The 12,552-nt window shown below is 61.1% G+C and carries 11 protein-coding genes; 5 read left to right on the top strand and 6 right to left on the bottom strand.

Translation table 11 applies throughout. The annotated features are described in order from the left end of the window. Nucleotides 1–8 precede the first annotated feature (8 nt). From DevBK_RS01175 to DevBK_RS01190, 4 genes are all read right to left on the bottom strand, one after another. A complete protein-coding gene (locus DevBK_RS01175) occupies nucleotides 9–902 on the bottom strand; it encodes a polysaccharide pyruvyl transferase family protein (protein ID WP_317184175.1) in 894 nt (297 codons plus the stop codon). Between the two features lie 12 nt (nucleotides 903–914). Beyond that, entirely contained in the window at nucleotides 915–1,682 is a 768-nt protein-coding gene (locus DevBK_RS01180; protein WP_317184176.1) for a family 16 glycosylhydrolase, read from the bottom strand. A 15-nt stretch (nucleotides 1,683–1,697) separates the two neighbouring features. After that, nucleotides 1,698–2,927, bottom strand: coding sequence for a polysaccharide biosynthesis/export family protein (locus tag DevBK_RS01185; RefSeq protein ID WP_317184177.1), 1,230 nt, complete (start codon nucleotides 2,925–2,927; stop codon nucleotides 1,698–1,700). Between the two features lie 108 nt (nucleotides 2,928–3,035). After that, the gene (locus DevBK_RS01190) at nucleotides 3,036–3,761 is read right to left on the bottom strand and encodes a hypothetical protein (protein ID WP_317184178.1); all 726 of its coding nucleotides are present in this window, start codon (nucleotides 3,759–3,761) and stop codon (nucleotides 3,036–3,038) included. A 206-nt stretch (nucleotides 3,762–3,967) separates the two neighbouring features. Between DevBK_RS01190 and DevBK_RS01195 the strand changes: the two genes are divergently transcribed. From DevBK_RS01195 to DevBK_RS01210, 4 genes are all read left to right on the top strand, one after another. Continuing rightward, the gene (locus DevBK_RS01195; RefSeq protein WP_317184179.1) at nucleotides 3,968–5,182 is read left to right on the top strand and encodes an O-antigen ligase family protein; all 1,215 of its coding nucleotides are present in this window, start codon (nucleotides 3,968–3,970) and stop codon (nucleotides 5,180–5,182) included. A gap of 198 nt (nucleotides 5,183–5,380) precedes the next feature. Further along, on the top strand, nucleotides 5,381–6,226 hold the full coding sequence (cysT, locus tag DevBK_RS01200; protein ID WP_061910152.1) for a sulfate ABC transporter permease subunit CysT: 846 nt from the start codon (nucleotides 5,381–5,383) through the stop codon (nucleotides 6,224–6,226). Further along, a complete protein-coding gene (cysW, locus tag DevBK_RS01205) occupies nucleotides 6,210–7,085 on the top strand; it encodes a sulfate ABC transporter permease subunit CysW (RefSeq protein ID WP_082461299.1) in 876 nt (291 codons plus the stop codon). Before cysT ends, cysW begins: the two co-directional genes overlap by 17 nt. Nucleotides 7,086–7,096: 11 nt before the next feature. Next, nucleotides 7,097–8,131: a sulfate/molybdate ABC transporter ATP-binding protein gene (locus tag DevBK_RS01210; protein WP_317184180.1), complete on the top strand. Its 1,035-nt coding sequence runs from the start codon at nucleotides 7,097–7,099 to the stop codon at nucleotides 8,129–8,131. 217 nt (nucleotides 8,132–8,348) lie between these two features. On the opposite strand, the gene DevBK_RS01215 is transcribed toward DevBK_RS01210, so the two are convergent. Both DevBK_RS01215 and DevBK_RS01220 read right to left on the bottom strand, forming a co-directional pair. After that, complete coding sequence (locus tag DevBK_RS01215; RefSeq protein ID WP_317184181.1) at nucleotides 8,349–10,892, bottom strand: HWE histidine kinase domain-containing protein; 2,544 nt, start codon at nucleotides 10,890–10,892, stop codon at nucleotides 8,349–8,351. Continuing rightward, nucleotides 10,889–11,419, bottom strand: a complete 531-nt coding sequence (locus DevBK_RS01220) for a biliverdin-producing heme oxygenase (RefSeq protein ID WP_317184182.1) — start codon at nucleotides 11,417–11,419, stop codon at nucleotides 10,889–10,891. Before DevBK_RS01220 ends, DevBK_RS01215 begins: the two co-directional genes overlap by 4 nt. A 203-nt stretch (nucleotides 11,420–11,622) precedes the next feature. On the opposite strand from DevBK_RS01220, the gene exbB reads away from it, so the two are divergent. After that, complete coding sequence (gene exbB, locus DevBK_RS01225; RefSeq protein ID WP_317184183.1) at nucleotides 11,623–12,549, top strand: tonB-system energizer ExbB; 927 nt, start codon at nucleotides 11,623–11,625, stop codon at nucleotides 12,547–12,549. The last annotated feature ends 3 nt before the right edge of the window (nucleotides 12,550–12,552 follow it).

Below are 12,552 nucleotides of genomic sequence, written 5' to 3' on the forward strand. Positions count from 1 at the left end.
AAAACGCTTTAAGCCACGGCGACGCGGCTGCGGACGAAGGTGTGGACGGCGGCTTGGGCTTTTTCGGTGACTTCGGCGATTTTGGCGTCGCTGCTGAGTTGGGGCGTGAGCTTGGCCATCTCTTGCAGGTGTTGGGCGGCGATGCCGGTAAGGATGCGGTTGGGGATGGCGGCGAGGGGGGAGGCGTTGAATTGGCCGACCTTGCCGAGGCGCCCGCCGCGGCCCGTGCGACCGATATAATATTCGAGGACACTGGTGGGTTTGAGCGTGTTGAGGCGCACGTCGAGATCAAGGGCGCCGGCCCAATCGAGCCACTTCTTGTGGTGGCCGCCATAGATGGGACGGGCGCCGATCCAGGGGGTGCGGAGCGCATCGGCGACGATAGCGCCGTGCATGGCTTCGGTGATGAGAAGGCGGGCGCCGCGGATCTGGCTGAGGACGGTGTCCACTGCCGCCGTGGCGTCGATCAGCGTCATGCCGGCTTGTTTGCATGCGGCGGCCCAATCGCCGCGCTCCAGGCTTTCATAGTGCGGCATGAAGGCGATGCCGGTGCTATCGTCGGGCGGCGGCAGGTCCATGGCGCGGAGCAGGATCGCGCTGTCGCAGATCGATAGTTTTGGATCAATGCCAAGGGTCTTGGCGGTGTTGGGCCCGCGGACGAAGCGAATGTCCCACGTGCCGTCACGGATATCGGGCAGGCCCATATAGCCGGCGTAGCCGGAACCCATGACATATTTGCGCGATTTGGCCGGCAGATGATCGCCGATGATCGAGCCGATGCCGACGAAGAGTTCGCTCTCGTCCTCATCGAGGAAGTTTTTCGGCAGGAGGGCGGGCCAGACGTGGAGATTGAGTTCGTCGCCGAAATTGGGGACGTGGCCGCGGAAGAATACGAGCTTCATCAGGAGGACCTTTCAGTTTCGGCAGAGAATGGATTGATCGAAGGCGCAGCTTTGCCCGAGCGGAGTGAAGGCGACCCAATCGACTTCCATGGCGATGGGAGCGGTGACTGGGGTAAACTCGCCCATCCAATCGGTCAGCGTGTCGGTGCCCCAGAGGCTGAAAAAGATGCGCTGGGGATTGGACGGAATGGTCGCGGACGTGTCCATGGTGCGGACCAGTTCGCCATCGATGTAATAGCGTAGCCGGTTCGGCTCCCAGGTGAAGGCGAAGGTGACGTAATCCTGGTCCGAGGGCTGGGGCAGGGCGTGGGATTGACCGCTGCCGATTTCGCCGTCGCCGCTCTTGCCGTTGACGAAGGTTGTGGTTTCGACATGAGCGGTATCGCGGAGGAGAATTTCGAAGTCGATCTCGTCATGCGGCTTGCCCTGCTGGGGGCCGATATAGGTGAAGAAGGCGGCGTTTAGCCCGGAGCCTTTTGGGGTTTTCAGTCGCGTCTCATAGGTGCCGAAGCCATAGGCTTTGCGGGTCTGGATTTCGCCGCAGCTATATTGACGGTCGCCTTTTGGTTTGGGTGCAAAGCCGACGCGCAGATTGCCGTTTTCGGCGCGGACCTGATCATTCGCCCATTGGCAATTCTGATGAGCGCCGTTGGACCAGCCATCGGATACATACCAGCGCCCGGTATCGAGCTTGTCGAAATCGTCGAAGAACGCCTCTTGGGCGAGAGCGGGGGTGACAAGGGTGGCAGCGATCGACAGGCAGGCGAGGAGGCGTTTCATCCTGGTCTCCTGGGGTTAGGGCGCAAGCGCCAGGCGGGCCATGACGACGTCGCCCGAGACGAGGGGCGTGTCGATCTCGGCGGGGATTTCTTCGCCATCGCGGACGATGGAATACGTGTATTGCGGCGCCTGATCGCCGGGGACGACGGCGCCGGTATAGAGCGCGGCTTCCTGGACGAGGCCCTGCTGGGTCTGGATTTTTAGGGCGAGGGCGCTGATCTGGCCGTCGACAGTTTGCTTTTCCAAGGAGAGGTCGGAGATCCGCTGGTCGGCGAGCCGGGCCTGTTCGCGATTGGCTGTGGCGATGGCCTGCTGGGCTTGCAGGGCTGCCGTCTCGGTGTCGAGGAGGCGCGCTTCGAGATCGGCCACATTGGTCTGGAGAGAGGCGACGCGGGAGGACAGGGCGAGGCCATCTTCGGAGAGGGTCGAGATCTTTTGGAGCTGGTCTCGCGCCGTTTCGAGCTGCGTCTCGGTGCTGGCTTTCTTCTGATTGAAGGCTTCGATCTGGGTGGTCAGCAGATTGATTTCGTCGGTCAGTGACGTCGATTGCGCTTCGGCCTGACGCTTTTGTGCAGCAAGGATTGCGGTTTCGGCCAAGAGAAGGGCGCTAATCTCGGGGAGGTCGGTCAGTTCGGGCGGCACGGCGATTTCGCTTTGGCCGGCCAGTTCGGCTTCGAGGCGGGCGCGGCGGACGAGCAGGCGATTGTATTCGTCCTCGAGCACGTCCAGGGCGCCGGTCGTGCTCAGCATTTCCTTTTCAGGGCGCGCGGCCGCCTCGGCGCTGCGACGTTCGCCGCCTGCGAGAGCAAGGGCCTTGATGACCGTGAGATTGGGCGCGAAGGGATATTCGCCTGGTGTGGAGACATCGCCCGAGACGTAGATCGGGCCATAGGCGGAGACTTCGACCGTGACGGATGGGGCTGTGGGCAGGCCGAGGGTTTGCTGCAGGCCAGCGCCGATCGTTGCCGCCAGATCGCTGCTGGTCTTGCCGGCGCCTTCGGTGGGTCCGAGCATCGGAAAGTTCACATTGCCATCGGCGCCGACGATGTAATCGCCGGCAAGGGCTGTCCATTCCTGAAAACTGGAATCGGCAGCTTTCCACTGGACGACCTTGATCGTCAGCTTGTCGGAAATGCCCAAGATATAGGGCTCTGCTGCATGCACAGAGGTGAACGCGGCGGAAGCCACGAGCCAGAGGGCGATGTACCGGGCGACGGACGAAGTCTTGCCGGGGGATGAAATCATGTCCCCATCCTTGCTTTCGATCGAGATGACAGGATGGTTGCCAGCGATCGTGCTCGCAATGGGGCGGGCAGGAATTAAGGCAGACCGGCAACCTGAGAGCGCGTGAGGCTAGAGGATTGTTTTCGCAGAGGTTTCTGTGGTCGCGTCGGATGTTGCCGGCTCGCACAAGGGAGATATGCTAGAGGCGGGAAACTGCGATTGCGCATTTCGCGGATTTGACGGGCGCGTGCGCCTGGTCGTGTGGATACTGGGGGCATAGCCGAGCGAGGAGAGACGGCGGCGTTGCTGCGGCGACAGGGCAGGCCAGACCACACTGCGGTCCTTGTCATCAAGCGCACCGAACTCGTCCTGATGCGCCTTGCTGCGCGTCTGGATATCGAAAATGCGCGGATCGAGCGGTTCGGGTAGAGCGGCCATGGCGGTAAAGAGAACTGCGGCACACTGAGGCGACAATTGCAGATTGCGCTCGAAATAGACGACGACTTCGCTGAGCGGGGCATCGGGCGCAACGGCCTGAATTTTCTTGATGGCTTCCTGGCATGTGCGCTGCTTTTGCCGCGCCGTCAGACCATGAATATTAGCGCGGGTGCTCGCCTGGTCAAGCAGTTCGCCATCCCAAATGCCGGTGACCGGATAGCGGCCAACGCAGCGCTGGCAAATCCAGAGCGATTCTTCGTCACGGGTGACTTCATAGGTGAGACGCTGCTCGTCCTGCCCGCAGAAGCCACAGGTGCTGGCGAAGGTCACGTCATCCGCAATTTCCCACGTATAGGTCCAAGTCTTGGGATCGCCCACGGCGTCGGCAAGCGTATAGCGGATACGGGCCATCGGCATGCTTTGGAGCCTCATCTTTCGTTGCGCAAATCCCCATTCACGGGGGCGTGACTTATGATGGACAAAGCAAGGCACGCATTGGAGTCAACGAAGGCAAGTTACGGCAAAAATTAGGAGATTTGGTGGCAGTTTAGCTGCTCTAGGTGCAGGTTGCGTCTGAGGAACTGTCGCTTGTCAGCCGGGTGTATCGGGGATAAGGGACCGCCATGCTGACCTCATCACGCACTGCTCTCACCGCTTTTGCCCTTATCGCAGTGCTCGCTATGGCGCCCGTCGCGCCCGAAGCGGCCAATGTGCTGTTCCTGATTTCCGGGATTGTGGGCTTTGGATTTTTGGTGCGTTCAGGCGGTGCAGCCATTCGGCGCCCGGTGGTCTGGATGCCGCTTTCCGCGCTCCTTCTTATCGCGATTGCCTATGTTATCGGGTCAGGATCGGTCGATGGGCTGATTGGCTTGGCCTATTTTGCGCCGGTGCTGGCTATCTATCCGCTCGTGGCGGCAGGGGACGAGCCGGGCTTTGAGGCCGTTGATCTGGTGGGTGTGCTTGGCCTTGTGAGTGTCGCTGGCGCTGCCGTGATGGTGAGCATCGAGGTGGCCGAGACGGGTACGACGCGCGCCGGCGAGATCATTGCCAATCCGATCCACTTTGCGGATGTAGCTTTGCTGGTTGGATTTCTTGCCTGCGCCGGGATGCTGCGGCCGGGCGGTAAGTGGCGTTTTATTTATGCGCTGGCGCCAGTTTTTGCATCGGTAGCCGTGATGCTATCAGGGTCGCGTGGGCCGATGGTGGCGGTTGCTGTCATGCTTGGTGTCGCAGGTTCAGTGGCGCTTATCACGCGGCTCGTTTCGCTTAAGTGGGCAATTGGTGCAGTTGTGGCCGTGATTGTGCTCGGCATTGTTGGGGCTTTTGCTGGAGTGCAGCAACTGTCCGGTGTGCAGCGCGTGCTTGCCGATATTTCAGATGTGTTGCGCGTTGGCATGCCCACGGATGCGTCCACGGGCATTCGCCTTCAGATGCTAACGGGCGGATGGAAAGCGTTTCTGGAGTCGCCAGTGTTTGGGCATGGGCCGCTGGAATTCGTCCGTGTCGCCAATAGCCTTGTGGAAGTGCCGTTTGGGGAAGCGCCGCATCTCCATAGCGATCCGGCTGATTTCGCGGCGAGCGGCGGATTAATAGGCCTTATGGCCTATCTCCTATTTTTGGCGGCGCCGGTGGTGGAAGTGCTTCGACTGCCGCGGGGCGTGGCGCGCGCGCAGCTTATGGTTCTGGTTTCGGCACTTGTGGCAGGCTACTTCGTGATGGGGCTGACCAATGCGATGTTTGGCATTTTGAATGTCACGACCTGCTACGCTGCCGTCTGCCTTGTGACGGGTCTTCTTGCGTCCTCAGTCGTTCGCGCGAACGAAACTGTCGTGGGGTAAACCCGAAATAGCGTTCGGCTGGTTTCGCCGCTGGCGGAACGAATTTCTCATTCTGCCCGGAATCTTGCGCTGACCAAGGCTTGAGAAACTCTACTTCTCGGCTAGAGTTGGAACGAAATTTCGGGGTAGGGTTTCCCCGAGTGAATAACTCTGGCTTTGTCGCGGCTGCCGTGGACTTGCCGCGACTGAGGGGGTTGCATGACGAGACTTGGCCGCTTTCGCCAGCCGAGCGTCATCCCGGGCTTTGGCCTGACTTTTGGATTTACCCTCACCTATTTCTCCCTGATCATTCTCGTGCCGCTCGTCGCACTGGTTCTGCGCTCGACCGGGCTTGGCTGGAATGGTTTCTGGGCGGCAGCGCTTGATCCGCGTGTGCTCGCGGCACTGCGGACGAGCTTTGTGACCGCGCTGATCGCCGCGGGCGTCAATGTCGTGTTCGGGACGTTGATCGCCTGGGTGCTGGTGCGCTACCGCTTTCCCGGCCGACGGATTTTCGATGCCATGGTCGATCTGCCTTTTGCCCTGCCGACCGCGGTGGCAGGCATTGCGTTGACGGCGATCTATGCGCCGAATGGCTTCATTGGGCAGATCGCGGCGCAGTTCGGCATTCGGATCGCCTATACGCCGATCGGCATTACGATTGCGATGATCTTTATCGGGCTGCCGTTCGTCGTGCGGACGATCCAGCCGATCCTCGAAGAGACTAGCAAGGAAGTGGAAGAGGCATCTGCAACGTTGGGCGCAAATCGCTTCCAGACGATTTCGCGGGTGCTGCTGCCGAGTTTGACGCCGGCGATCCTGACCGGCTTTGCCTTGGCTTTTGCGCGGGCGGTCGGCGAATATGGTTCAGTGATTTTCATTGCCGGCAATATCCCTTTCGTTTCGGAAATCGCGCCGCTGCTGATCGTCATTCGCCTTGAAGAGTTCAATTATGCCGGGGCGGCCGTGATCGCCACGGTGATGCTAGCGATCTCCTTTGCGATGCTCTTCGTCCTCAACCTGATCCAGGCCTGGAGCCGGCGGAGGTATGGCTATGGAAGCTAGTTTGCAGCATCGCCAGGTGACCTCGCCGACCAATGAGCCTGCCGGTGTGCGGTGGACGCTGATCCTTGCGGGTCTCGTCTATATGGCGCTATTCATCGTCTTGCCGGTGATCGCCGTATTTTCTGAGGCTTTTGCGCAGGGCTGGGGCGCATTTTTTCAATCGCTGCAGAGCCCTGACGCCCAATCGGCCATAAGGCTGACTTTGCTGGTAGCGGCGATCGCCGTGCCGCTCAATGTTGTTTTCGGCATCTGCGCATCGTGGGCCATCGCCAAGTTCGAATTCAAGGGCAAGGCGTTTCTGATCACCTTGATCGATCTGCCATTTTCGGTGTCGCCGGTGATTTCGGGGCTCGTTTATGTGCTGCTGTTTGGATCGGGCAGTGTGCTCGGCCCTTGGCTGCGCTCCTATAATATCGAAATTCTCTTTGCCGTGCCCGGCATTGTCCTCGCGACGATCTTCGTGACCTTTCCTTTCGTCGCGCGGGAATTGATCCCGCTGATGCAGGATCAGGGCAGCGGCGATGAAGAGGCGGCGATTTCGCTCGGCGCTTCGGGCTGGCAGACGTTTTGGAAGGTGACCCTCCCCAATATCAAATGGGGTCTCCTTTATGGCGTGCTGCTGTGCAATGCGCGCGCCATGGGTGAATTCGGCGCTGTGGCGGTGGTTTCGGGCAAGATCCGCGGCCAGACGACGACGATGCCGCTGCAGGTCGAGATGTTCTATAATGAATATCAAAGCACCGCCGCATTCGCTCTCGCCTCGATGCTTGCCTTGCTCGCTCTTGTAACCCTTGTTCTTAAGACAGCGCTCGAATGGCGATTTGGCGATGAACTCGCCGCCACCGGGCGCGGCCATTGACTGGACCATAGATGGAAGTACGCGTTCAAAACGTCCGCAAGGAATTCGACCGGTTTCCGGCGCTGCATGATGTGTCGCTCGATATTGCTTCGGGTGAACTCATTGCGCTTCTGGGCCCTTCGGGTTCGGGCAAGACGACGCTGCTGCGCCTGATCGCGGGGCTCGAACGGCCGACCGCGGGCAAGATCTTTTTCGGGGCGGAAGACGCTTCTGAAAAGAGCGTGCAGGAGCGCAATATCGGCTTCGTCTTCCAGCATTATGCGCTGTTCCGGCACATGACGATTTTGGAGAATGTCTCCTTTGGGCTCGAAGTGCGGCCGCGCGCGACACGTCCGGCCAAGGCGGAAATTCGCCGCCGGGCGCGCGAACTACTCGATCTGGTGCAGCTTTCGGGACTCGAGAAGCGCTATCCGAGCCAGCTTTCGGGCGGGCAGCGACAGCGTGTGGCGCTGGCGCGTGCATTGGCGATCGAGCCGCGCGTGCTGTTGCTCGACGAACCGTTTGGCGCACTCGACGCGCAGGTGCGGCGCGAATTGCGCAAGTGGCTGCGCGAAATCCACGACCGCACCGGGCATACGACTGTGTTCGTGACGCATGACCAGGAGGAAGCGCTGGAGCTAGCTGATCGGCTCTGCGTGATGAGCCAGGGCAAGATCGAACAGGTGGGGACGCCGGATTCGGTTTACGACCATCCGCAATCGCCGTTCGTTTTCGGCTTTATCGGGGAATCGAGCACGCTGCCGGTGACGGTGGAGCGCGGCGATCTCTGGCTGGGCGATCGGCCGCTTGGGGTTTCCGGCGTCGAGGGGAATGGCCCGGCACAACTCTATTTCCGGCCGCACGATATCGAACTCGTCGAGGCCGATGCAGCACTCCGCGGTGTCGTGGCGAGTAGCCGACGCGTCGGCGGTACGCGACGGGTGGAGCTGGAATTGGGTGGTTCGGCGCACCGGGTAGAGATCGATCTGCCGTTCGATCATCCGGCCGGCGAGCGCAGCCAGATCAGTTTCCGGCCCAAGCGTTGGAAGCTGTTTCCGGCGGCTTAGGGCGGGTTTTAAGCATTAGCCGTTTGCTCTCCCCTGTCTTCCCTCGGGCTTGACCCGAGGGTCACTGCGCCAACACACTGAATGTTTGTGGCTCCCGCATCGGCCCTCGGGTCAGGCCCGAGGGAAGGGCGGTGTGTGGGACAGTCCGAGCGCCCAAAGCGTCTGCAGTGGCTGGCCCCGTCTCTTTCGCCGGGGTCAAAAGCGAGGTGATCGTCCGTTACTTCGCTTTGCTCAGGGCTTCGCGCAATTGGCGCAGGATGGAATCCTGGTCGTAGGGCTTACGGACGACGCCGATGCCCTCAAAGGCAGTCGGGATGCTGCCAGCTTCGCCATAGCCCGTAGCGAAGATGAAGGGGATGCCGTCGGCCAGCAGTTGGCGGGCGATGGGTTCCGAGGTTTCTTCGCCCAGATTGACGTCGAGGATCGCGATATCCGGTCTGTTCCGCGACAGGGCGGCGCTGGCTTCGCGATGCGAAGTGGCGACGGCATCGACCTCCATGCCCGCATCGACCAGAAGGCGTTCGAGATCCATGGCGATCAGCATCTGATCTTCAACGACGAGCACATGCTTGCCGGTGAGGTCAGTGTCTGCGACCACCGAAGGATGGGACGTTTCGACCGGGGTCGGCGCCGGAACGTTACGAATGGCGATGAAGCGGGGCGGAATACGGAACCGGGCAAAAACGCCCTCGCGAAGGTATTGGACGTCGCTTTCTCCGCCGAGATCGAAGGGAATGCTGCGATCGATCAGCACCGTGCCGAAGCCGCGGCGGCTGGGCGGGGTGACTTCGGGGCCATCGCTTTCCTGCCAGACGATATTGCAGCCACCGACATCGTCGATGCTCCAGGTGACGCTGAGCGTAGCACCGGGGCGGGAGAGGGCGCCATATTTGGCAGCATTGGTCGAAAGCTCGTGTAGCACCAGCGCCATGATTGAAAAGGCGCGCGCATCCATCCAGACACCGGGGCCCGATAGCACGATGCTCGATGTTCCCGTGCGGTAGGGGGTCAATTCTGCATTGAGCAGATCGACCAGGGAGCCGCCACCATCGCCGCGAATGACCTGATCATGGGCGAGCGAGAGGGCATGGATGCGGCCGCGCAGAGATTCGACATAGTTTTCGAGGCTCTGGCCGGTCTGGTCGGGGCTTGTGACCAACGATTTGATAACCGCGAGGATGTTCTTGACGCGGTGGTTCAGCTCTTCGTTGAGCATGCGCTGGCGCACTTCGGCCTTGGCGCGCTCATCGGCCAGCAGTTCCGAATGTTGCAGGATGACACCGACGAGGGCGGCGCGGGCGGCTTCACCGAACTCGCGTTCCTGCTCGGTCCAGGGCGCGGATTGCTGGTGAACCGTCTCTTTCCAGATGGCGAAGCTCTTGCGCGGTGTCAGGCGATCGCCGAGCGGGCCGGTTTCGTAGACTTTATCCGGATTGCCGGCCCAATCGAGCGTCTGCACCAGTTCCTTGCGGAAATAGAACAGGAAATCGCGCGGCCGCTGCGAGAGTGGCACGATGAGAACGCCTGCAGCGGTCGATGCATATTCCTCGGCGCCGGGGAAGACATTGGCCAATTTGTTGGTGGCCCAGATACAGCCTTCGGCAACGGTCTGCGCGAACCGTGCGAGGCCGGGAATCGCTTCGGGCGGTGGCGTCGCGCCTGAACTAACGAGCTTGCCGTCGATCCACATGGCAAGACCATCGGACGGTATGAGATTGCCGAAATCGCTCAGATGATCGCGGAAGAGCTGATTGATGTCCTCTGCCCCGACAGCGAGGCCAAGGAATTCGTCGAGCGCGCGGCGCGCCGTGGTGACGGCTTCGAGGAGGCGCCGATTGTGGAGGGCATTGAGATGGAGCGAGAAAAACTCGCCGAACATTTCGGCAGCGACCCGCTGCGCCATCGACAGCGTGCGCGGGCCATAGTGGTGGCAGGCGATCAGCCCCCACAGCTCACCATCGATGATGATGGAAATCGACATCGAGGCGCCGACGCCCATATTGCGGAGGTATTCGCAATGGATGGGGGAAACGCTGCGCAGATGCGCGAATGAAAGGTCGAGCGGCTCGCCGGAGATGTCGAGCACCGGATTGACTGGAATTCGCTCGAAATTGGCGTCGGAAATGATGCGGATCGTGTTCTTGAGATAGAGCGCACGGGCCTGTTGCGGGATGTCGCTGGCAGGGAAATATTGGCCGAGGAAACTTTCGAGATCGGGGCGCTTGGCTTCGCTCATCACTTTGCCGGCGCCATCGGAGCCGAACTGGTAGATCATGACGCGATCATAGCCGAGCATGCCCTGGATCAGGCGAGCCGTGTCGCGGATCAGGCGATCAGTCGTCGTGATCTGCTGAATGCGGCCGAGCATGGCGCGGGTCAGTTCAAGCGGCTGAGCAATCTCGCTTTCGGCCGGCTCAAGCTCGATGATGGCATTGCCCTTGAAGCGGTGGACCGCGATGTCATAGCGGCGGCCATTAGGCAGCAGTTCGCCAAAGAGCAGCGAAGAGCGGGCGCCTTCCTGCGTGCGCGAGAGAGCGTTGCGAATGTTATGGGAAACCTGATCGCCTAGCACTTCGGGCAGCGAGCGGCCGATGAGATCGCCTTCGACGCCAATAATGCCAGCACAATTTTCTGAATGACGCAGAACGGTGACGGCGGACATGTCACAGGCGAGGAGGCATCCATGGGGCTGAATGCTGCCCGGAATGTGGATGGGTTCGCGATCACAATTGGTCAGGTCGACCTTGGTCTGGGCGTTCATGGGGCCGCAACCGTGTAGGCATCGAGGGCGAGGCGGAAGGCGTCTTCGCTGGCGCGCAGCACGTCTTCATGCTCGGCGGCGGGGGTCTGTTCCAGAACGAAGAGGAACTGCGGCCAGCGTGCGGTGTCGCCGGCCTGATGGCCGAGATGACGGGCGCCGAAATCTTCGGAGAAACCGATTGCCTTGGCACGGCGCAACAGGAGGCGGGCGCCGACGCTGGAGCCTTCGATGACATAGAGCATGCCGAGGCGTTCGCCGCGATTGGCGCGCGGCGTTTCACTGGTTTGCGTCTTGGGCACGGAGCGGCCGAGATCGGCCAGATCCTGCGCCATGACGTCGGCCAAGAGCGGGGACTGCCAGCCGTCGCCGGCAAGGCGTGGCTCTATGGTCGCACGAAAAAGATAGCTGCGCGTGACATAGTCTGCGTAGTCGTCTTGGGCAGTGAACTCCCCCACCTGCTGATCAAGCTGGTGGTGGAGCGCGGCGGTCCGCTCTTTGAGCGCGGAACGCAGTGAGGCTATGGCCATGGAAGCTCCGATTTCCAGCGAACATAGGTCGTGTGACCAAAGCTGTCATTTCAATATTTTATAACTTATGTCATAGCGCACAACGCTTTTTGCGCGGCCTTTCCAGAATTGTTGACTTCGATGGTCACCTTTATTAAGGGGTGACGCGCGACGAATTTCGGCGCGTGGTGCGATGACGGCAGCAGACTGCCGAGAGGTGTGACATGGCAGAGCGGAAAACGGCCTTGGGCCTGATGCAGCGAATGGCAACGGTTGCGTTGGTTTTGGCTGGGATCACGGGCTTTTCTATGGCGCAGGATGTCGCACCGGTCAGCCCTGTGCCGGATGTCGTTGCGCCAGCAGTTGTGCCGGAGACGGAGACTGTGCCTGCCGTTGTGGATGTTCCGGCTGAGCCGGCAGTTGGTGTCGAAACCGGGTTACAGGGGCATGACCTATCGCCCTGGGGCATGTTCATGGCGGCGGATTACGTCGTCAAAGGCGTGATGATCGGGCTTGTGACAGCGGCTGTCGTGACCCTGACCATCTGGTTGTTTAAGACCCTGCAGCTCGCAGGCGCGCGGCGACGGGCGCTGGCGACACTGCGCGATGTTTCGAAGGCCCAAAGCCTCCGCGACCTGGCCGAGACGATGCGGCAGCGGCGCGGGGTCGGCGCAATGCTGGTGGCGGCGGCGCAGGAAGAAATGGACGCCTCAAGCGATATGCTGGGGCGGGTTGATCCCGGCGGTATCAAGGAACGTGTTTCCTCGCGGCTGTCGCGGATCGAGGTGGCCGCCGGCCGCAAGATTTCCAAGAGCCTTGGGATTTTGGCGTCGGTCGGTTCTGTGGGGCCGTTCGTCGGCCTCTTTGGGACCGTCTGGGGCATCATGAATGCCTTTGTCGGGATCGCCGAGACGCAGACGACAAACCTCGCCGTCGTGGCGCCGGGTATCGCAGAGGCGCTGCTCGCGACGGCATTTGGGCTTGTCGCGGCTATTCCGGCGGTGGTGATCTACAATGCCTTCGCGCGCTCGGTGACGGGCTATCGGCAGGTGCTGGCCGATGTATCGGCGGGGATCGAACGGGTGGTGAGCCGGGATCTCGATCGCGTGGCGCTGCATGGTCGCGTTTCGAGCGCTAAGGCGGCGGAATAGGCC

Origin of the sequence: Devosia sp. BK (assembly GCF_032907385.1) — a bacterium.
Taxonomy (GTDB): domain Bacteria; phylum Pseudomonadota; class Alphaproteobacteria; order Rhizobiales; family Devosiaceae; genus Devosia.

Coding starts and splice junctions, on each gene's coding strand:
- DevBK_RS01175 (WP_317184175.1), bottom strand. CDS start 902: ATGAAGCTCGTATTCTTCCGCGGCCACGTCCCCAATTTCGGCGACGAA.
- DevBK_RS01180 (WP_317184176.1), bottom strand. CDS start 1,682: ATGAAACGCCTCCTCGCCTGCCTGTCGATCGCTGCCACCCTTGTCACC.
- DevBK_RS01185 (WP_317184177.1), bottom strand. CDS start 2,927: ATGATTTCATCCCCCGGCAAGACTTCGTCCGTCGCCCGGTACATCGCC.
- DevBK_RS01190 (WP_317184178.1), bottom strand. CDS start 3,761: ATGCCGATGGCCCGTATCCGCTATACGCTTGCCGACGCCGTGGGCGAT.
- DevBK_RS01195 (WP_317184179.1), top strand. CDS start 3,968: ATGCTGACCTCATCACGCACTGCTCTCACCGCTTTTGCCCTTATCGCA.
- cysT (WP_061910152.1), top strand. CDS start 5,381: ATGACGAGACTTGGCCGCTTTCGCCAGCCGAGCGTCATCCCGGGCTTT.
- cysW (WP_082461299.1), top strand. CDS start 6,210: ATGGCTATGGAAGCTAGTTTGCAGCATCGCCAGGTGACCTCGCCGACC.
- DevBK_RS01210 (WP_317184180.1), top strand. CDS start 7,097: ATGGAAGTACGCGTTCAAAACGTCCGCAAGGAATTCGACCGGTTTCCG.
- DevBK_RS01215 (WP_317184181.1), bottom strand. CDS start 10,892: ATGAACGCCCAGACCAAGGTCGACCTGACCAATTGTGATCGCGAACCC.
- DevBK_RS01220 (WP_317184182.1), bottom strand. CDS start 11,419: ATGGCCATAGCCTCACTGCGTTCCGCGCTCAAAGAGCGGACCGCCGCG.
- exbB (WP_317184183.1), top strand. CDS start 11,623: ATGGCAGAGCGGAAAACGGCCTTGGGCCTGATGCAGCGAATGGCAACG.